This is a genomic window from Methylobacillus draconifructus, assembly GCF_045984385.1.
Taxonomy (GTDB): Bacteria; Pseudomonadota; Gammaproteobacteria; order Burkholderiales; family Methylophilaceae; genus Methylobacillus; species Methylobacillus flagellatus_A.
On the sequence record NZ_JBJQIJ010000003.1, the window covers coordinates 275,935 to 296,645 of the forward strand.

Here is a 20,711-nt window from a genome sequence, read left to right on the forward strand (position 1 = left end):
AATCAACGCAGCGGGTGGCATGCCAGGCCGCGCACCAGGCGCTTCAATCCCAGTTTGCGCAACGCGAAGCGATTGGGGTCCAGGGCGGCAAGCAGCTCGCTATCGACCGGGGCGGGTTCGTGATGGATGGCGCAGGCCAGCATTTCCGCCGCGATCGGGGCGGTGGTGAGCCCTTTGGAGCCATGGCCGGTATTGACGTACAGCCCTGGCAGCCAAGGCAGGCTGGAGGCCGGATCGGCAGTGTAACGCGGCGGCTTGGCCTCCAGCAGGGCGGCATCCAGTACCGGACCCACTAACGGCAGGTAGTCCGGGCTGGTACAGCGGATGGCGGCCCGGCCTTGAGGCGATTGCGGCGTCAGGGCGGCGTATAGCGACGGCGCCATGCGCTTGAGCATGTCCAGGTTCTGCTCGTGCTCTTCATCGCGCACCGAGGTCGCGGTGTCTCCCGGGACAAAAGTCGCTCCCAGGCAATAGCCGTCATCGATCAACGGGCTGATGTAGCCGTCCGTGCACAGCAGGGTATGCAGCACCGGTGCACCAGCGACATGTTTGAGCTGGCTGATCTGCCCGCGTACCTGCTCCAGCGGCAAATGGCGGGTCTGGGCAAAGCCGGCAGCTTGCGCGGCATTGGCGACGACGACGATGTCTGCCTCGTCCAATAGCTGTTCACCCGTCCATACCTGCCAGCCGTTGCCGTGCTGCCTTAACTCGGTGGCGCGCGCGGCAAATGTCCGCGTGATGTTGGCGTGCGCGGCCAGCGCTTCGCAATAAGCCCTCGGCCTGACCCAGCCGGCCTCGGGGAAATGCAGGGCGCCATATTGCAAGGCAATGCCCGCAATCCTGCCGGCCTGTTCCCGGTCGACCCAGTGCAGCAGTTCGGGTGAAAGCCCCTGCTCGGCGATGGTCCGGCAGCGCTCCAGCTCGCGTTGGTCGAAAGCCAGTTGCAGCATGCCGCAGCGCGCATGGAAGGCTGCATCCAGCCCAAGCTGCCGGAGCAGGCGCAGGCTATGCAGATACCCTGCAAGCGAAAGGCGGCCCAGCGGCACGTCCTTGCGCGCGAGCTTGGGGTAGAGCACGCCCACCGGGTTGCCTGAGGCATGCTGGGCCAGCGCCGGCTCCTGCTCGACCAGATTGACCTGCCAGCCGCGCTCGGCAAGCGCGTGGCTGCTGGCGGTGCCGGCAATGCCGCCGCCGATGACGATGGCGCGCCCGGCTTGCCTGGCGGGGCGTTCGCCCCGCGTGAACCGGCCGCAGAGCATTTCGCGCTTGCGCCCGTGTCCGGCGACCTTGCGCACCTCGAAGCCGGCGGCCTGGAGGCCGCGTTTGACGATGCCTGCGCTGGTGAACGTGGCAAAGGTGGTCTGCTTGTGCGAGAAGGCAGCCATGTTGGCGAACAGCGCCTCCTGCCACATTTCCGGGTTGCGCGAAGGTGCGAAGCCGTCCAGGAACCAGGCGTCGGCGCGGCTGCTCAATTGCGGCAGCAATGCGAGCACATCGCCAATCAATATTGTCAGCTGCACCCGTCCCTGGCAAAACACCAGCCTTTGCCAGCCGGGGACGATCTGGCGGTATTCGGAAAGCAAAGCCGTGCTGTAATGCCCTAGCTCAGGCCATAACTCCAATGCGCGGGCGAGGTCGGCGTGGCCAAGCGGGAATTTCTCGATGCTGACGAAATGCAGCCTTGCATTGGGAGGCGCGGTTTGCTCCCATAATTGCCAGGCGCAGAGGAAGTTGAGCCCGGTGCCGAAACCGGTCTCGACGATGGTGAATGCGTCCTGCTGCATGGTTTGCCAGCGTTCCGCAAGCTGGTTGTGGCCGAGGAATACGTGGCGCGTTTCCTCCAGCCCGCTTGCACGCGAGAAATACACGTCGCCGAAATGCGCAGAATAGGGCTGGCCATCGTGCCATTCCAGCAATGCCTGGTGAGGAGCTTGTATAGACATGTTCTTTTTTGACCGGCTTTATTATAATATTTCGTTATATTCCAAAGAAAATAATGCAGTCATTCATCAACCCGCCATTTTTCAAAGAAAGCATATCACCATGAAATCAATCGCCTTGCGCCTGGCCTTGTTCCTGGGCCTGGTATTCAGCCTGGCCGCGCACGCGGATCCGGCGCGCGTCGCGGCGGCAGCCGACCTCAAGTTCGTCCTCGAGGAGCTTACCCAGGCATTCGAGAAACAAGGCGGGGAAAAGCCTGCCGTCACCTACGGCTCCTCCGGTTCCATCACGACGCAGATCAGCAATGGCGCGCCCTTCGAACTTTTCCTTTCCGCGGATGAGGAGTATGTGGCCAAGCTCAATAGCGGCGGCTTCACCCGGGACGAGGGCGTATTGTACGCTACCGGCCACCTGGTCATCGTGACTCTCAAGCAGGCCGCATTGGAAGTCGACCCCGAACTCAAGGGTTTACAGGCGGCCTTGAAGGCTGGCAAACTGCAACGCTTTGCCATTGCCAACCCCGAGCATGCGCCTTACGGCCGCCGCGCGGTCGAAGTGCTGAAGCATGCGGGCATCTGGGAGCAGATCCAGCCCAAGCTGGTGCTGGGGGAAAATGTCGCCCAGGCAGCCCAGTTTGCCACCAGCGGCTCTACGGACGGCGGCATTGTGGCGCTATCGCTGGTGAAATCACCTCAACTGGTCAATACCGTGAAATATGCAGAAATCCCTGAAAGCTGGCACAGCCCGCAACGCCAGCGCATGGTATTGCTCAAGAACTCCGGCAGCAATGCCAAGGCATTCTATGGCTTCCTGCAACAACCTGCGGCACGGCAAGTATTCAGCCGCTACGGCTTCGTCCTGCCCGGCGAATAAACGCTGATGGATTGGATCGCTCTCGGGCTGTCGCTCAAGCTGGGCGTCATGACCATTATCGTGCTGGTGCCGCTGGCGTTGCTGGCCGCACGCTGGCTGGCCTACCGCCAGTTCACGGGAAAGCCGGTGGTAGAGGCCTTGCTGGCCGTGCCCTTGGTCCTGCCGCCCACGGTGGTGGGCTATTACCTGCTGGTCGGCCTCGGCAGCCAGTCATGGCTCGGGCAGTGGCTGATGCAATGGACCGGCCACCTGCTGGTGTTCCATTTTTCCGGCTTGTTGATCGCCTCTATCATCGTCAATATCCCGTTTGCCGTGCAGCCGATCCAGCGCGGGTTTGAATCCATTCCGCAGGAAGTGCGCGATGCCGCGGCGTGCTGCGGCATGTCCCCGCTGCGCACCTTGCTGACCGTGGAGCTGCCCTTGGCCTGGCCCGGCATCGTCACTGCCATGGTGCTGACGTTTGCGCACACGCTGGGCGAATTCGGCGTCGTCCTCATGGTGGGCGGCAGCTTGCCTGGCGAAACCAAGACCATCGCGATCAGCATCTACGACCGGGTGCAGGCGCTGGATTTCGATGCGGCAGGCAGCATGTCCTTGATGCTGCTGCTGTTCTCCATCATCGTGCTCGCGCTGGCCAATAGCCTTTCCAAGCGCTTTGGCCGCCGAGGGAACTACCATGAAATCTGAACTGCGGCTGGACATCCGGCAACAGCGGCCTTTCGCCCTCGATGCCGCACTGCATTGCAGGGCCGGCGAGCTGCTGGCCTTGCTCGGGCCGTCGGGCTGCGGCAAGTCCACCTTGCTACGCATGATCGCAGGCCTGCAGCATGCCGAATCCGGCATCATCAGCCTCAACGGCGACACCTGGTTCAGCGATCAAGTCAGGCTGAAACCCCAGCAACGCCGCATCGGGTATGTCCCGCAGCACTATGGCCTGTTCCCCCACATGACGGCGCTGCAGAATGTCGCGGCAGCCTTGCACGGCTTGCCCAAGCAGGAGCAGTCGGCACGCGCCAGGGAATGGCTGGAAAAAGTGCAGCTGGCTGCATTCTCACAGCGTAAGCCAGCCGAGCTTTCCGGCGGCCAGCAGCAGCGCGTTGCGCTGGCGCGCGCCTTGACAGCCCAGCCCCGCATCTTGTTGCTGGACGAGCCTTTCTCGGCTTTAGACAGCATCACCCGGGATGGCCTGTACCGCGTCCTGGCGATGCTCAAGCCGCAACTCAACATTCCCATGATTCTGGTCACGCACAACCTCAACGAGGCCCAGCTGCTCGCGGACAAGATTGCCGTGATGGGGCAAGGCTGCATCCTGCAAGAGGGAACTCCAGACGTTGTAGTGAAGCAGCCCTTGAACCGTGCCGTGGCCGGATTGATCGGGGTGCGCAACATCTTCTCCGGCACGATAGTACGCACTTCCGGGGCGCGCAGCGTGCTGGCGGTGGGCGACCAGGAGCTAGAGTTGCAACGCATTCTTCCAGCTGGTACAACCCTGCATTGGTGCCTGCCGCAAGAAGCAATACGACTGGCAGCATCGACAGGCGAGCCAAGCAGCCTTGCCGGCAATATCAGCCACCTGGTCCGCCTGGGTGAGCATTGGCTGGTCAGCGTCAGTTTGCCCGGGACAAGCGATATACTGGAATTGCAATGTCCGGCCACCATTCCGCTGGCCATCCAGCAACCGGTCCGGCTAGCAGTGCGCACTGAGCAAATCCACATTCTCGAGGCCTAGCTGCATGAACCTTTCAACCATGCAAGCGCCATGTCCTTCGGCATGGCTTGTTGAGCATAGTCACTATATCAAGCCCGGAGGGCGGGTGTTGGACGTGGCCTCCGGCGCTGGACGCAACGCCGTCTGGCTTGCACGGCAGGGCTTCAGGGTAACCGCAGTGGATTGTGATGCCGAGGCCTTGGCTATATTGAAAAGCCAGGCTCCCGACATTGAGGTGCAGGTACACGACCTCGAGCAAGGCGCTTGGCCTTATGTTGGCGAATATTTCGATGCCATCGTGGTATGCCGCTACCTGCACCGGCCGTTGCTGCCTGTATTGGCGGGCAGCCTGGCGCCTCAAGGGGTGTTGGTCTACGAAACCTTCATGCAGGGACATGAGCAATACGGCCGGCCGAGCAATCCCGATTTTCTTTTGAAAAGCAACGAGCTGGCCGATACATTCAAGCCGCTGCTGAGGATAGCGGCTTACGAGGAAGGGTTATTGCAACCGCTGCCCAACCCTGCGGTATTACAGCGCCTGGTGGCACTCGCACTATAGTTTGCGGCGCTACAGCTTGAAGCGGCCGAACTTGAACGGGATCACCTTGCCGATGACCTTGAAGCGCTTGGCTTCTTCCGCGGTATAGACCTCTGGCGGCAGGTCGCCGTCGTTATCGTTCCTGACCACCACCGTGCCATCCAGGCGCAGCTGTACCCGCTTGATGCGGATGAAATCGTTCTGGCCGATCACGAACACGGCATTGTCGTCGAAAGAGCGGCAGCGTATATCCACCAGCACCTCGTCCCCGTCATGCATGGAAGGCTCCAGGCTGGTGCCCCTGACCGTGAATATCTTCAGGTGCTGGTAGGGCGTATCCAGCTGGCTGCTGGCCGGATTGAAATCGATGCTTTCCACCAGGTACTCTTCAAGCGATTCGTAACGGTAGTTGGGTTTGTCATATCTCGCCACCCTGCTGGAGGAGACGACGTAATCATTCGCCACATGCGCCTTGGCTCCGGAGCCGGTACTGTAGCGGTGGGGTGCCGGGCGGCCATTGGGATATTGCTTATTGATTAATTGCAGCAGTTCCGCCGGGGGATGGTATTTCTTCGTGCGGCCTTTCCTGCCTCTGCTCGCCACTTCGATATAGGGCCATTTTTCCGCATTGACGATGACATCCCAACCTTGGCGGGTTCCTGGCTTGCCGGGCAAGCGCAGCTCAGCCAGCTCTTTACATGAAAAATACAGTGATTCGTTCTCGACTTCAGGGGGAGTAGGGGTTTTCATAAATAAATATTGATTTAATTGTTGACAATTGATAATTTCTTATTTACTATAAAATCGTTGTCAAAATTGAATTGAAAGCATCTTCATTTTCGTGATAGCCCAAGCAACTGCGCTGTCGTGCCGAGCCAGCAGCAAGGCGGACAGTGTCAATTGATTATCATACTCTTGATGAACCTATATGTAACCCATATATAGGGGCGCATGGGTTTGTTTTATTAATTGAGCGATTGCAATTAATCAATACGCCGCCCGCATTTAAAAGCTACCGGCTTCTTCACAGCATCCAGCATATCTTCTCGGCTTCGGCTATTTTTACGCACGTCATCGATAAGGGCTATGTATTCCTCCGCGCGCGCTTGGGCATATCGCTGGAAGAGTCCTTGCAATATGCGGCGCTTTCCTATTCCGTTTCCGTGCATGAAGCATTGAAGCAAGGATGCGATATCCATAGACGCAATTACCTCGCTGCACCTGTCAGGAACGCTGACGGTCATATCGTCGCCGTCACTACCATGCTGCGGGAAGGGGGGTGCAACTGGCGCCCTGAGGAAATTGCCTTCTTCCAGCCTGCATTGGGCTATATCGAGCACCATGTAGCCGAGCATGACGCGGCACCAATTCACGCCTGAACTGTCCAACTTGAGCCATCCATGTTTAATATATGGCTATCTGTATTAATCCACGGTCAGGACGAACATGCCTTTTTTTCAATATCATCGCGCCATCATCATGGCGCCCGTCATGTTGTTGCTATCATCCCAGGCATGGGCTGAAGAGCAATGGCTGGTTGTCGCACAGGGCGAAACAATCAGCATTGGCCAACCTGTGTCATTCCAGGTGGTCAAGCCGCAGAACATCCCTGCATGGCCTGCCAGTATGCGCTTGAAGCTTTCAGGCGCCGGCGTCAGCGATGAAATCGAGCTGACGGCGCAGGACGGCAATAGCAACCAAGTCAGCAAGGTGTATAGCGGCACTCCGCGGCAGGATTTCGTCGGCGTGGTGCGAGCGGCCTTGATCGAGCAATCCTCCAATACCGTGCTGCTGGTCGCCAGCAATGAAAATGTGGCGGCAGCGGTTGAGCCGCAGGTGGCGGCGGAGCCCGTGGCAAGCAGCAATGCGGCGCCGCAGGTCGTCATCGCCGCGCCTGACGACGAACCGGCATTGAGCCCCGAGGAGCCCATCTACTTCTTGTTCGGCAACGGCGATGATCATGGCGCAGATGCGCGCTTCCAGATCAGCTTCAAATACCGGCCGTTCGAGCCCAAGGGCTCCGTGGCGCAATATGCGCCGTTCCTGAGCAACCTCTACTTCAGCTACACGCAGACCACCTTGTGGGACATCGGCGGCGATTCCAGCCCGTTCCGCGATACCAGCTACCGGCCCGGGCTGTTCTACCGTTGGGCGGGCAGCTCTAAGGGGCTGTTCCCCGACAGTTGGCGCATTGGCATAGAGCACGAGTCGAACGGGCAGGGCGGGGTGGATTCGCGCTCGCTCAATACCGCCTATGTGCGCCCGAGCTGGCACCTCGATTTTGCCAACGGCCGCCGGTTGACGTTCTCCCCCAAAATCTACGCCTATATCGACAAGGATGAGAATTCCGATATCCAGCATTACCGCGGCTATGCGGACTGGCAATTGCGCTACGGCCGCGAAGACGGCCTGATGGTCACCGGGCTTTACCGGCAGGGCACGAAAGGCTATGCGACGGGCCAGCTGGATATTTCCTATCCCTTGAGCGACCGCATCCTGTCGCGCACCGGTACCTTCGCCCATCTGCAGATTTTCTCCGGGTACGGCGAGACCCTGCTTGATTACGACAAGGACAGGGAAACCCAGATCAGGTTGGGGATTTCCGTGACGCGGTAGGGTGTAAGGCAATAAAAAACCCAGCGGATGCTGGGTTTTTTATGCTGGCGTCCCCACGGGGATTCGAACCCCGGTTACCGCCGTGAAAGGGCGATGTCCTAGGCCTCTAGACGATGGGGACTTCATCGTCAGATGCCCGGATGGTTCCGGGCATCTATTTTTGGTGGAGATAAGCGGGATCGAACCGCTGACCTCTTGCATGCCATGCAAGCGCTCTCCCAGCTGAGCTATACCCCCGAAAAAGAGCCGCTATATTAATGATCCAGGCCATGCCTGTCAACGCTTCTAGCCCAATTAATTCAAATAAAGCGCTATTTATTTTTGAACAGGCGCTTGATGGCTTTGCGGCCCACGCGTTTTTTCATGCCCACCTTGAAATCGTACAGGTGAAAGGGCAGGCGCTGGCGCCAGCCGAACTCCTGCTTCATGGCTTTGAGGTACATGCCGACCAGTTGCTCGCGGCTATGCCAGGGCAGCTTGACGCATACGCGCGTGAGGTCTGAAAGCCGCTTGGACAAAGGGATGCCATGATTGAAGAAATGGGCGCGGTTGGTATCGATGAGCGAGAACGCGAGCTGGCCGTCTTCAAGCTTGGTGACCAGGATGTTGCCGCCGGACAGGTCGCGGAAGAATACACCCCTATCGTGCATGTTGAGCAGGTAACGTGTCAGCTGCGGGTAGATTTGCTCGGCGGTGACGCCTTCGTATGAAGTCTCGCCGTTATGGAACGCCGCAAAAATGTCGCGGATGGAAAAGTCGGTGCGGACGAATTCGCAGATATAGTAATTCTGCAGCAGGGAGCGGTCGCCGTGCTTCTCGAAATAGGCGATCGGCGCTGCCGCCTCAACGCCGCGGCGCAGTAGTTCGTTGGTGCCGTTCCAACTGCGCTTGGCTTTCGAGAGCTTGAACTGGTCGAGCACTTTCTTGTGTACATGCATCTTGACCGGTTGCTTTACCACGAGCTTGCGCGCAGGGTCGCGCGGGTCCTCTATGGTCCAGATCGCGTTGCGTGCCTTGCGTAGGATGGCGTCCTTGGGCGGCTTGCCCAGCCGAGATGGGTGGAGCGCCTGGCTGAGCAGGGCTGCCTCTTCGTCGCTGCCGGCGACCAGGATGCCGCGCCATTCATCATCCTGGTAGGCGTGGTGGTGCTTGTCTTCACCCTGTTCCCCGTGCCGTTGGATCGACAGGTTGGCAAACAGGCCTTTTTCCGTTTTCAAGATGATGTTCCTTCCTGCTGGCCATGTGATATAGATCGGCGACTCGCTGGCGAGGCCGGGGCTTGTCGCCAACTGCGCTCCTTCGCGGCTGATGTAGCTGGCATGCTGCAAGTCATCCAGCTGGTAATGGTCGGCCAGCACGGCGCCCTTGCCATTGGTGGTCCAGACCGCGTGCACCAGGGTCTGGCTGTCCTTGAAGGCGTGAACCTCCATGCCGTGGCTGCTGCGTAGCGCCCCCAGGTAATGCCGTCCGGGAATCAAGCGTACAAAGGCCTGCATTGTGTAGAAGCTCGGCCGTGGCCGGAACAGCTTGATATCGCCCGTGACGCTGGCATAGTGGGTGATGCGTTCCAGTGCCGGGTAGCTATCACTGCCGTCATCTATCAAGCCCTCGCGGTGGCAGATCAATGGCCCCCAAAACGCCTGGCGCAATGCCCCGGATGCCGCGCACAGGATCATGTAGCGGGCAAGATAGTCCGCCTGTTTCTGTTCACCGTCCGGCAGCAGACGCAGGATGCGCGGCAAGGTCCAGAAAGCGGAGGGCGACATGACTTCACGCACGCCGTAATCGGCCGTGATCTTGTGCAGCAGGCGCGCCTTTTTCACCAGGTTAAACTTGAGCGCGGTGGCTTGCCGGTATTTCAGAATGCGGTGGTCGAAGCGCTCCGGCTCGGTCGAGCGTTCGCTGAACAGGTTGTTCGTATGGATGTCCGGCAATTGGCCTCGCTGCCGGAAGATTTCCAACAGGCCGATGTTGTACAGCGGTTCAAAATCGCTGATATTCGGCCCGGCAAGCGTGATGTTGCGTTGCTTGACTTCGCGGTAGGCAATTTCCCAGGCCTTGAGGAACCCTTGCGGCGTATAGCCGGCCCAGCGCTTGCGATTGACTGTCGAGCCGATTTCGACCATGGATATGCGGCTGCCGTAGCGATCCAGCACTTGTTGCAGGAATGCTTGCCAGGCTTGCTGCGCTGGCGCTTGCTCCATGGCGATGGCCGCCTCGAACGGCTGCACCAGGTGCAGCATGACGCTGAACCCCTTGTCGAGCAATGTCTCTAGCAGGCGAGCGGCGTCATGGTCAAGATCGCCATAGCCGAAATCCAGCCTGACTTGGCGCAGACCTAGTTCGTCAAGGCGGGCAATCACGTAGTCATCCACCTCGGTATTGCCTGAGGTGGCGACCCCGACTCCAGCAAAATCCACCGGCACGTCATGGGCGGCAGGGGGGAGGTGGCTGTCGGGCACCATCATCTTGCCCTTGAGGATATACGCCAGCCCTTTGCGTATGATCTCCCAGGTCAGCATGGATGGTTGGTGCAATTGCGTTTTGGGCCCGGGCGGCGGGATGTATCCCTGGATAGGCGTTTTCTCGATCGTGTCCATAATGCTTTATTGAGTCGCGCTTTCTTGTGGCAGGACGTGATACAAGCGTTCGCGGTACAGCAAAGACGGCAGCAGGGAATTCGCCAATGCACGCGTCTCGAACTCCGTCCGGTCCGCGGCAGGCTGCGCCTGGCTGAACTTCTTCTGCTTGACGTCCCAGGTGCCATGCGCAGGCTCCTTGCCGGGGCGCAGCACTACCACCTGGTTGCCTTCCATCCAGGCGAAGTTGTTCTCGAACTGCATCATGGCCCGGCCGGGCTGGTCGCCATTGCCATAGCTCAAGTCCCGTCCCGTCATTGGGTGCTGCGCCTTGATGCCCATGAGGGAGAGCGCGGTCACCGGCAAGTCGATCTGGCTTGCCACGGTCTGTATGCGGCGCGGCTCGATATCCGCACCCAGGATCAGCGCCGGGATATGGAAGTGGTTGATGGGCACCATGTCGTGCCCATGGACGCGGATGTCGTGGTCGGCAACCACGATGAACAAGGTATCTTTCCAGTAAGCGCTCTTCTGCGCCTTGGCAAAGAATTGTCCGAGCGCGTAGTCGGCATATTTTACCGCGTTATTGTCGGTCGCCTTGACCGGGTCGTAGAGGTCTATGCGGCCGTCGGGAAACTCAAACGGCGCATGGTTGGACGAGGTGAAGACCAAGGTGAAAAAGGGCTTGCCGCTGGCATGGCTGGCCATGATCTCGTCATGCGCCTTGTTGAACAGGTCCTCATCAGAGACGCCCCAGCTGCCGACGAACACGGGCTTTTCATAGCTGTCGAAATCCTGCTCGCGCTGGAAGCCGTTGCCCATGAAGAATCCCACCATATTGTCGAAGTGGGATTCGCCGCCGTAGATGAACTCGGTGCTGTAGCCTTGCTGCTCCAGTAAGGATGCGATGGTGAAAAAGTTGCGCTGCGACAGGGACAGCTTGACGACGCTTTGCGCCGGCGTCGGCTGGAAACCTGTGACCACGGCTTCGATGCCGCGTACGGAGCGCGTGCCCGTCGCATACATCTGCTCGAACCACCAGCCTTGCTCTTTGAGCCTCTCTAGGTTGGGGGTCACAGGCGTTCCGCCCAGCGATTCGACGAAGGTCGCGCCCAGGCTTTCCTCAAGGATGATGACCAGGTTGAGCGGGCGCTCACGCGTGCGTGACGGCGTCAGCTGCGACAGGGTGGGCAAGCCGGGATGGTCCACGGGCGCAAAGCTCTCATCGAACCTGGCGCGGGTTTCCCTCACGATACGGTAGATTTCTTCATCCGGGAGGATGCCGTAAATCTCGCTCGACTTGTTTTCATGCTTGAGGCTGTATACCGCGTGGATGAGCGACCAGGAGGAGTTCAGGATCACACTGTTGACCATGGAGTCCGTCGTGCGCGAAAACATGGCGGGATTGGCCGGGCGGTGGCTGATCGTACCGCGCACCACCAATGCCGCAACGATGAAAACGAGGGGCCAGCTCAGCCATACGGTCCAGTTCTTCCAGCGTTGTTGCTGCCTGAGCCATGGATGCATGAGCCAGCCCATGGCCAGGGCTGCCACGAATGTGCCGAGAACGCCGGCGAACAGATGCACCCTGAAGCCATTCCACAGCATGGCCCACACTTCGTTCGGGTATTTGAGATATTCCACGAAAAGCCGGTTGGGGCGCGCATCGTATTCCCCAAGGAAGCCGGGCGTTGCGAGTTCCAGCAATATCACCAGGCTGACGCAGAGCACCACCCAGGAATAGGTGAAGCCGCGCCACAGGCGCCAAAACCTGCTGATAGCGAGCAAAGGTGCCAGCAACAGCGCGGGCAGCCACATCAAGCCGATCTGAATGCTGTCCACGCGCAAACCGTTCAGCATGACTTCCTGCCAGCTGGAGACGGCCGTTACCCGGTCGTACTGCCAAGCGACCAGGCCTGCCCGGGAGAGGCTGAAGATGAGGAAGCTGACCAATGTCATGACGAGCAGGGGCGCGTAGGGGCCGAACCTGCCTGCCAGTGTCCAGAGTGAGCTGCGGCTACGTTCCAGCAAACCGACCATGTGATGACGACTTTCGTTAATTGATGGAATGTTTAACCGCGGATATTGGATTGTGGCGCGAATTCGGCCAGTTCGACGCGAGGCTGAGGCTGCCAGCCTGGCTTGCGGTGTTCGGCAACCACGTTGGTAAAGATGCCGCCGCGCACGTAGAACTTGGCAGTGAGGCGCATGAACTTGGGATCGGTCGCCGCCACCAGGTCATCCAGAATGCGGTTGGTCACGGCTTCATGGAAGCAGCCTTCGTCGCGGAAAGACCAGATATAAAGCTTGAGGCTCTTCAACTCGACGCACTTCTGGTCAGGAATGTAATCCAGATAGAGCACGGCGAAATCCGGCTGGCCGGTTTTTGGGCAGAGGCAGGTGAATTCGGGGATCTCCATATGGATGTGGAAATCGCGGCCGGGATTGGGGTTGTCGAAGGTTTCCAAAGCTTTGCTGGGTTGACTAGACATAAGGGCTACCGTATAAATCGGATTATCAAAAAAGTGTCATTATAGCCAAGACCTCCATCAATTGCGCCTGACTCATCTAAAGCTCGCTGGTTTTAAATCCTTCGTCGACCCCACTACATTGCATATCCATGGCCAGCGCGTAGGCGTGGTGGGCCCCAACGGCTGCGGTAAGTCCAACGTCATGGAATCGATACGCTGGGTGCTGGGCGAGTCCAGCGCGAAGGAAATGCGCAGCGAATCCATGGCGGATGTCATCTTCAACGGCTCCGGCAACCGCAAGCTGGCTTCCCGCGCCAGCGTGGAGCTCATTTTCGACAACAGCCTGGGCGGCGCGGCAGGGGAATGGTCGCAGTACGCCGAAATCTCCGTCAAGCGCGTGATCGAGCGCGAAAAAGGCTCCAGCTACTTCATCAACAATGCGGCCGTGCGCCGCCGCGACGTGGCCGACTTGTTCCTGGGCACAGGATTGGGCGGCCGCGCCTACGCCATCATCGGCCAAAACACGATTTCCAGGATTGTCGAGGCCAGGCCCGAGGAAATGCGCGTATTCCTCGAAGAGGCCGCCGGCATTTCCAAGTACAAGGAGCGCCGCCGCGAGACCGAGAACCGCCTGCGGGACACGCGCGACAACCTGGTGAGGGTGGAGGATATCCGCCAGGAAATGGACAAGCAGATCATGCGCTTGGAAGCGCAGGCTGCGGTTACCCTGCAATATCAGGGCCTGCAAAACAGCCTGCAACTGGCGCAAGGGCAGCTCTGGCTGTTGAAGAAGCGAGATGCCGGCAACCAGTGGGAGAAGTCGCAGGCCGCCATGAACCGGCTCGGCATCGAGCTCGAGGCGCAGATGGCGGCGCTGCGGCAGGCGGAGGGCGGCCTAGAGGCCTTGCGCCAGCAGCACCAGGCAGCTTCGGCTCAGTTACAGGCAGCGCAGGCGGCTTATTACGAAGCCAACGCGGAAGTCTCCAACCAGGAGCAGCAATTGCGCCACACCCAGGAGGCGCGCTCGCGCCTGCAGGCGCAATTGCAACAGATAGAGTCGCAATCGCATAAGCTCGACCAGCAGCATCAGGAGTTCAGTGAAAAACTGCAAACCCTGCAAGGGCAGCAACGGGTAGTCAGCGCTGAGGAAGCCGAGGCTGGCGAGCAACTGCAGGCATTGAAGCAGAAACTGCCGGAAATGGAGCGCGCCTTCCAGTCTGCGCTGCATATCCACTCCGCCGCGCAACGGGCATTGCATGAGGCGGAGCAGGCCATACGCCTGGAGGATGCCAGCCTCAAGCATGCCGAGCGCAATTTGGAGGATGCCAGGCAGCGCCTGCAACGCATGCAGCAGGAGGCGGGCAACCTCAAGATGCCGGACGAGGCAAAACTGCATGGGCTTGAAGCCGAATTCAAGGAAGCGGCCAGCCAGCAGGCCGAGCTTGAACAAGGCCTGCTGCGATTGCGGGAGCATGAACAGCAACAGGCCGAGCAGGTCAAGGCATTACGGGAGCAACTGCTGCAACATGAACGCCGGCTGGCGCAGGCGGAAGCCGAGGCAACCTCCTTGCGCAAGATACAGGCAGGCCTGGGCAAGCAGGGACAATTGGAAGGGTGGCTGCGCGCGCGCGGCTTGCATGACGGCGAGCGGCTCTGGCAAAAGATCAGGATTACGCCTGGCTGGGAAACCGCGGTTGAGGCGGTGCTTGGCGCCCGCCTCAATACGGTCCTAGGTATGCCGGAGCAGGACATGGCACGCGTCGTGGCGGAGCGTCCTCCCGCAGCGGTGGTGCTTGCCCTTCCTGGCGATCAAGCCTCGGCCGCTGCCGATGCACAGCAGTTGAGCGCCATGGTCGAAGTACATGAGCCGGGGCTGCAGGGCCTGCTGGCAAACTGGCTGGGCAATGTCTTGGTCGCGCAAACGGCGGACGAAGCCGGGAAGCTGCGCCTGTCGCTGGAAAATGGGCAGAGCGTGGTCACTGCCGCAGGCGATATCTACGACCGCCACAGCATCAGCCTGCACGCGCAGAACTCGGAATTGCACGGCGTGCTGGAACGCCAGCGCGAGCTGGACATGCTGGAGGCGGGCCTGCCGCAAATGCAGCAGGTGCTCCATGAGGCCAAGCATGCTTTGCAGCAGGCAGAACTCAAGCAGCAGGAGTTGCGCCAGCAACAACAGCAATTGCAGCAGCAGTTACGCGGCACGACCCAGGCGCAACACCAGCGTAGCTTGCAGATCCAGCAGCTCGCCCAGGAACGGCAGCATATCGCGCAGCGCCGCCAAGGCCTGGAAAACGACATCTTCGCACTTACCAGGCAACACGATCAATTACAGCAGGACCGCCAGCAGCAACAGCAAAAACTCGGCCAGTTGCAGGCATCCCTTGGTCAATTGCAGTCCGAACGGCAGGAAACCCAGGCCAAGCGTCATGCCGCTGAAAACGAGCTGAACGCGGTGCGGGCCGCCTGGCAAAAAGCCGAGCGGGCCGCACAGGAAAAAACCTTCAACCACAAATTGCTGGCGACCAGCATCGCGGACAGCCAGAGCAGGCTGAACGCCATCCAGGAAGAACGGCAGAGCCTCGCCATCCGCCGCCAGGAAGCGCAAGCGCTGCTCGAGGCTGCAGCAATGGAAAACCTCAAGGCCAACCTCGAAGCCGCGATCGTCCGCAAGCAACAACACGAGGCTGCGCTGGCAGCCGCACGCGACGCGTTGGCGGAGGCCGACAATGCATTGCAGCAGCAGGAGCGCAGCCGCATGCAATACGAGCAGGCCTTGCACCCCTTGCGCGACAAGCTGGAGCAGTCGCGCCTCAATGAGCAGCAGGCGCGACTGCATTTTGAGCAATGCCAGCAGAACCTGCAGGAATGCGGGCTGGAGGAAGGGGCGCTGGTGCAAGGGCTGACAGTCAACACGAAAACCGGCGATCTGGAACGCCGGATCGCGGCATTGGGCGGGGAAATCGAGGGGCTTGGGCCGGTGAACCTCGCCGCGCTGCAGGAATTGGAAAGCGAGCGCGAGCGCAAGCAATACCTGGACAGCCAGTCGGCAGACCTGGAGCAGGCCGTCGCCACGCTCGAGGACGCGATACGGCGCATAGACCGCGAGACGCGCAGCCGCCTGCAGCACACCTATGACGAAGCCAACCGCAATTTTGCCGAATTGTTCGCGGAGTTGTTCGGGGGCGGGCAGGCCAAGCTGGAAATGCTGGGCGATGAAATCCTCGATACCGGCATGCAGGTGTTCGCCCAGCCCCCGGGCAAGAAGAACAGTACCATCCATTTATTGTCAGGCGGCGAGAAGGCGCTGACGGCGCTGGCATTGGTGTTCGCCTTGTTCCGCCTCAATCCAGCCCCTTTCTGCCTCATGGACGAAGTGGATGCGCCGTTGGACGATAGCAATACCGAGCGTTTTTGCGCCCTGGTGAAAAAAATGTCGGAGCGCACACAATTTTTATTTGTCAGCCATAATAAAATAACCATGGAAATGGCTCAGCAGCTCATCGGAGTCACCATGCAGGAATCCGGCGTCTCCCGTATTGTGGAGGTGGATATCGCGGCGGCATTGCAGATGCACGAGGCAGCATGAACAGGATTCCGCTCTTGGCGCTTGTCAGCACTCATGGCGCATCGGCAACACCCTTGAATAAACCAGGATCATTTATCAGATCAAGAAGCGTGGAGTATTAAAATAATGACTGATCTACATTGGGCCTTACTGGGACTGGGCGCCCTTATCATCGGCGCTGTGCTGGCCTTCAACTGGTGGCAGGAACGCAAGTTCAAGCAGGAGGCCTTCAAGCGTTTCGACGAGCCCAAGTACGATGCATTGATGGAAGAGGCGCGCGCCATCCGCAATGAAGAGTTTCATATCGATCCCCATGCCGTACAGGATGACGAGGATGCTTCCGACGCTGAATACGTTGAGCGCGCTGATACATCCGTTCAACAGGCGAATAGCCTGGATGATGAACTCCAGTACGAGCCAGACTACGAGCCTGCTGGGGAGAGCGTGTCCTTCGCGGAAACGTATGAAGCCAAGGAAGATACTATAAAGCAAGATGCTCTAGAGGAAACGATAGTTGCCAATATCCCGGAAGAGGCAGAGGTGCCGCCATGGGAGGATGCCATCGAAGAAGAAAGCGTAAAGAAAGTCGAGGCGCTGCAAGCGGCTGTTCCCGAGCAGCCGCCAGAGCCGGAATATGCCCCGGAGCCGGCTACCCGGCCCGTCCTGACGATTCCCCCTGAGGTGAATCCCGAGATCGATTTTGTCGGCGTGCTTTCGCTGGCAGCGCCAGCCAGCGGCCAGGCGCTGCGTGAGTTCCTGCTTTCGATCACGGATATCGACAAGCCGGTGTATGCCTACGGGTTGGGCGGTGACCAGCGCTGGCATCTGCTGACGCGGGAGCAGGAGTCGGCCCATTTCAGCGCCGCCATCTGTACCTTGCAGCTAGCCGACCGCGCAGGAGCGGTCTCGACCGGCACCTTGTCGCGCTTCCACCTGGCAGTCGAGGAGCTGGCCCGCTCCCTGGGTGCGTCGATTGAGTGGCTGAACACGGAAAACCCGTTGCAGCAGGCTGCCGAGCTTGACCAGTTCTGCATCGAAGTGGACCAGATGGTCGGTTTCCACCTTACGCAGGGGGCAAGCGGCCCATTCACCGGCACCAAGTTCCGCGGGCTCGCGGAAGCGGGCGGCCTGACGCTGGGCGAGGATGGCGCTTATCACTACATTGTCGAGGATGGCAGCGGTAACCAGCAGATGTTGTTCTCCGTGGTCAACCATGACAAATTGCCATTTACCGTCGAGATGCTGCGCACCTCGGTGATCCGTGGGCTTACCTTCCAGCTGGATATCCCGAGGGTGCAGAACTACACCGAGGCGTACAACCATATGGTGCTGCTGGCCAGGCAGATGGAGCACGGCCTGGGCGCCCGCCTGGTGGATGACAAGCAGCGCGAGTTGAGCGATGCGCAGATCGACAAGATTCGCCAGCAGATCAAGCTGATCCACGACAAAATGATCACGCACGGCATTGTGCCTGGCCAGGCTTACGCCTTGCGCTTGTTCTCCTGATATGACGGACATGCAAGCAGGCCTGTTTTCGGCACATCCTCCAGCAACGCTGTCCGGCTTGGCTGGAAAGGCGGAAGCCTTGCGCGCCACGATACGGCGCTACGATCACGAATATTACGTGCTGGATGCGCCCAGCGTGCCGGATAGCGAATACGACCGCGTGTTCCGCGAGCTCAAGGCATTGGAAGAAGCTCACCCCGAGCTGGTCACGCCGGACTCGCCTACGCAGCGGGTCGGCGGGGCAGCCATGACGGAACTCGTGCCGGTGCGGCATCGCATCCCCATGCTGTCGATCGAGACGGAAACCGACATCACGCCCCAGGGCGCCTGCAATTTCGACGCGCGCGTGCGCAAGAAGCTGGGGCTATTGCCCGACGATGCGCCGATTGAATATGCAGCGGAACTGAAGTTCGACGGCCTGGCCTTGAGCTTGCGCTACGAGCATGGTTTGCTGGTGCAGGCCGCTACGCGCGGCGACGGCGAGGTCGGCGAAGATGTGACGCACAACATCCGCACCATCCGCCAGATCCCGCTGCAATTGCACGGTGAAGCGCCTGAAGTGCTTGAGGTCCGGGGCGAGGTGTACATGAGCCGCCCGGATTTCGAACGCTATAATGCGCGCCAGCGCGAGCACGGCAAGCCCACCCTGGTGAACCCGCGCAACGGCGCTGCAGGCAGCATCCGCCAGCTCGATCCGCGCCTTGCCGCACAGCGGCCGTTGTCGTTCTTCGCCTATGGTCTCGGCGAGACCAAGGGCTGGAAGGTGCCGCCCACCCATGCCCAGGTGCTGGACGCGCTCAAGGCGCTCGGCTTCCCTGTATGCAGCGAGCGCGCCGTAGGCATGGGCGCGGAGGTATTGGCGGCTTTTCACCAGTCCATCGCCGCCAGGCGCGACCAATTGTCATACGACATCGATGGCGTGGTCTACAAGGTCAACCGCCTGGATCTGCAGCGCGAGCTGGGTTTCCGCTCCCGCGAGCCGAACTGGGCGGTGGCCCACAAATTCCCGGCGCAGGAAGAAATGACCGTGCTCGAGCATATCGACGTGCAGGTAGGGCGCACCGGCGCCATCACTCCCGTCGCGCGCCTGAAGCCGGTATTCGTGGGCGGCGTGACCGTCACCAATGCCACATTGCACAACCAGGACGAAATCGACCGCAAGGACGTGCGCATTGGAGATACCGTGGTGGTGCGCCGCGCCGGAGATGTCATTCCCGAAGTGGTCTCCGTCATCAAGGACAGGCGCCCAGCAGGCTCTCAGCCCTATGTTTTGCTCGAGGCGATAGGCCACTTGTGCCCGATATGCGGCTCCCATGCCGCGAGGTTGCCGGACGAGGCTGCCGTGCGCTGTACGGGCGGCCTGTTCTGCCCGGCGCAACGCAAGCAGGCCATCCTGCATTTCGCTTCCCGCCGCGCCATGGATATCGAAGGCCTGGGCGAAAAGCTGGTCGACCAGCTGATCGACCAGAACAAGGTCGAAACCCTGGCCGACCTGTATGACCCGGAGAAAATCAATCTGGACATACTTTCCAGCCTGGACCGCATGGCCGAGAAATCTGCCCGCAACCTGCTGGACGCCTTGCAGAAAAGCAAGCATGCGACGTTGAACAGGTTTATCTACGCGTTGGGCATCCGCAATGTGGGAGAAGCCACGGCCAAGGACCTGGCGCGCTATTTCGGCAAGCTGGACGCACTGCAGGCAGCGGATGCCGAAGCCTTGCAGCAAGTGCCGGACGTCGGGCCGGTGGTGGCGCGCTCGATCGCCGAATTCTTTGCCGAGGAACATAACCGTGAAGTGATCAGGAAACTGACGGACGCCGGCATCCATTGGGAGGAGAGCGAAGGGCAGCCGGCCAGCTCCGGCGCGCTAGAAGGCAAGACTTTCGTATTGACCGGCACGCTGCCCACGATGTCTCGGGAGGAGGCCAAGGAGCGCATAGAGGCAGCCGGTGGCAAGGTCAGCGGCAGTGTTTCCAAGAAGACCAGCTATGTGGTCGCAGGCAGCGAGGCCGGCAGCAAGCTAGCCAAGGCGCAGGAGCTGGGGCTGGCGATACTGGACGAGGCCGGATTGCTGGATATGCTCGCGGAATGAAGGATAGCCTCCTCCCTGCATTGATGAAGCTGGCGCATGAGGCCGGGGAGGCCATCATGCAGGTGTACCGCGGGGATTTTGCAGTACATCACAAGGAGGATCATTCTCCCTTGACGGATGCAGACCTGGCCGCCCATCGCGTCATCAAGGACGGCCTGCAATGGTTGACCCCAGGGTTGCCGCTGATCTCCGAGGAGTATGAGCTTGCCCCATTCGCAGAGCGCCAACAATGGCAGCAGTACTGGCTGGTCGACCCCCTGGACGGCACCCGTGAATTCGTCAAGCGCAATGACGAATTCAGCGTGAATATCGCCCTGATCGATTGCGGCCGGCCCGTGCTCGGCGTCGTCCACGCACCGGCCCTTGGACTCAGCTATTATGCCGACGGCCAGGCTGCCTACAAGCAGCTGGACGGCCAGGCGGCGCAGCGCATCCATGCCCGTCCACTGGACCTTGGCCATATTACCGTCGCTGCCAGCCGCTCCCATCCCGGCAAAAAAATACAGGCCATGTTGCGGAATATCACTATCCAACATAGCGAGCCGCATATTGTCCATATGGGCAGCTCGCTCAAGATATGCCTGGTGGCAGAGGGGAAGGCCGATGTCTACCCGCGCCTGGGCCTGACGTCGGAATGGGACACTGCGGCCGCGCAGTGCGTGCTCGAATGCGCGGGCGGCCAATTGGTCGACCGCCATGGCCTTGCCCTGCAATACAACCGCAAGGACACTATCCTCAACCCGGAATTTTTTGCCCGTGGCGCGACAGCGCACGATTGGAACCAATACCTGGAGTAATGATGCCGTTTTTTAGAATCCT

General features: G+C 60.1%; 15 protein-coding genes and 2 tRNA genes. 10 read left to right on the forward strand and 7 right to left on the reverse strand.

The window, feature by feature from the left end; all coding sequences use genetic code 11:
- Positions 1-2: 2 nt before the first annotated feature.
- On the reverse strand, positions 3-1,943 hold the full coding sequence (gene mnmC, locus ACKF11_RS07600) for a bifunctional tRNA (5-methylaminomethyl-2-thiouridine)(34)-methyltransferase MnmC2/FAD-dependent 5-carboxymethylaminomethyl-2-thiouridine(34) oxidoreductase MnmC1 (RefSeq protein WP_407996582.1): 1,941 nt from the start codon (positions 1,941-1,943) through the stop codon (positions 3-5).
- A 100-nt stretch (positions 1,944-2,043) separates the two neighbouring features.
- Between mnmC and modA the strand changes: the two genes are divergently transcribed.
- Genes modA through ACKF11_RS07620 form a run of 4 tightly spaced genes read left to right on the forward strand, consistent with a single transcriptional unit; the run spans position 2,044 to position 5,081 of the window.
- Positions 2,044-2,814, forward strand: a complete 771-nt coding sequence (gene modA, locus ACKF11_RS07605) for a molybdate ABC transporter substrate-binding protein (RefSeq protein ID WP_407996583.1) — start codon at positions 2,044-2,046, stop codon at positions 2,812-2,814.
- A 6-nt stretch (positions 2,815-2,820) separates the two neighbouring features.
- Entirely contained in the window at positions 2,821-3,501 is a 681-nt protein-coding gene (gene modB, locus ACKF11_RS07610) for a molybdate ABC transporter permease subunit (RefSeq protein ID WP_407996584.1), read from the forward strand.
- On the forward strand, positions 3,491-4,543 hold the full coding sequence (locus ACKF11_RS07615) for an ABC transporter ATP-binding protein (RefSeq protein ID WP_407996585.1): 1,053 nt from the start codon (positions 3,491-3,493) through the stop codon (positions 4,541-4,543). Before modB ends, ACKF11_RS07615 begins: the two co-directional genes overlap by 11 nt.
- A 4-nt stretch (positions 4,544-4,547) precedes the next feature.
- Entirely contained in the window at positions 4,548-5,081 is a 534-nt protein-coding gene (locus ACKF11_RS07620) for a class I SAM-dependent methyltransferase (RefSeq protein WP_407996586.1), read from the forward strand.
- Between the two features lie 9 nt (positions 5,082-5,090).
- Here ACKF11_RS07620 and ACKF11_RS07625 read toward each other — a convergent pair whose 3' ends face one another.
- Positions 5,091-5,810 carry a S24 family peptidase gene (locus ACKF11_RS07625; protein WP_407994811.1) on the reverse strand — a complete coding sequence of 240 codons (720 nt, stop codon included), beginning with the start codon at positions 5,808-5,810 and terminating at the stop codon, positions 5,091-5,093.
- Positions 5,811-6,037: 227 nt separating this feature from the next.
- Between ACKF11_RS07625 and ACKF11_RS07630 the strand changes: the two genes are divergently transcribed.
- A complete protein-coding gene (locus tag ACKF11_RS07630; protein ID WP_407996587.1) occupies positions 6,038-6,439 on the forward strand; it encodes a hypothetical protein in 402 nt (133 codons plus the stop codon).
- A 67-nt stretch (positions 6,440-6,506) separates the two neighbouring features.
- Positions 6,507-7,676, forward strand: coding sequence for a phospholipase A (locus ACKF11_RS07635; protein WP_407994813.1), 1,170 nt, complete (start codon positions 6,507-6,509; stop codon positions 7,674-7,676).
- A 45-nt stretch (positions 7,677-7,721) separates the two neighbouring features.
- Here the strand turns inward: ACKF11_RS07635 and ACKF11_RS07640 are convergent.
- From ACKF11_RS07640 to queF, 5 genes are all read right to left on the reverse strand, one after another.
- Positions 7,722-7,797 (reverse strand) — tRNA-Glu (locus tag ACKF11_RS07640).
- Between the two features lie 40 nt (positions 7,798-7,837).
- Positions 7,838-7,913, reverse strand: a tRNA-Ala gene (locus tag ACKF11_RS07645).
- Positions 7,914-7,987: 74 nt separating this feature from the next.
- Positions 7,988-10,276, reverse strand: coding sequence for a lipopolysaccharide kinase InaA family protein (locus tag ACKF11_RS07650; RefSeq protein ID WP_407996588.1), 2,289 nt, complete (start codon positions 10,274-10,276; stop codon positions 7,988-7,990).
- A 6-nt stretch (positions 10,277-10,282) separates the two neighbouring features.
- Entirely contained in the window at positions 10,283-12,295 is a 2,013-nt protein-coding gene (locus tag ACKF11_RS07655; RefSeq protein ID WP_407996589.1) for an LTA synthase family protein, read from the reverse strand.
- A gap of 32 nt (positions 12,296-12,327) precedes the next feature.
- Complete coding sequence (queF, locus tag ACKF11_RS07660) at positions 12,328-12,747, reverse strand: preQ(1) synthase (protein WP_309565231.1); 420 nt, start codon at positions 12,745-12,747, stop codon at positions 12,328-12,330.
- A 61-nt stretch (positions 12,748-12,808) separates the two neighbouring features.
- Here queF and smc point away from each other — a divergent pair, with 61 nt between their 5' ends.
- From smc to cysQ, 4 genes are all read left to right on the forward strand, one after another.
- On the forward strand, positions 12,809-16,315 hold the full coding sequence (gene smc / locus ACKF11_RS07665; RefSeq protein ID WP_407996590.1) for a chromosome segregation protein SMC: 3,507 nt from the start codon (positions 12,809-12,811) through the stop codon (positions 16,313-16,315).
- Positions 16,316-16,420: 105 nt separating this feature from the next.
- Positions 16,421-17,800, forward strand: coding sequence for a cell division protein ZipA C-terminal FtsZ-binding domain-containing protein (locus ACKF11_RS07670; protein WP_407996591.1), 1,380 nt, complete (start codon positions 16,421-16,423; stop codon positions 17,798-17,800).
- A gap of 1 nt (position 17,801) precedes the next feature.
- Positions 17,802-19,892 (forward strand): NAD-dependent DNA ligase LigA, encoded by a 2,091-nt coding sequence (gene ligA, locus ACKF11_RS07675; RefSeq protein ID WP_407996592.1) that lies wholly within the window; start codon positions 17,802-17,804, stop codon positions 19,890-19,892.
- Positions 19,889-20,689, forward strand: coding sequence for a 3'(2'),5'-bisphosphate nucleotidase CysQ (gene cysQ, locus ACKF11_RS07680; RefSeq protein ID WP_407996593.1), 801 nt, complete (start codon positions 19,889-19,891; stop codon positions 20,687-20,689). The genes ligA and cysQ overlap by 4 nt, the downstream gene beginning before the upstream one ends.
- Positions 20,690-20,711 lie beyond the last annotated feature (22 nt).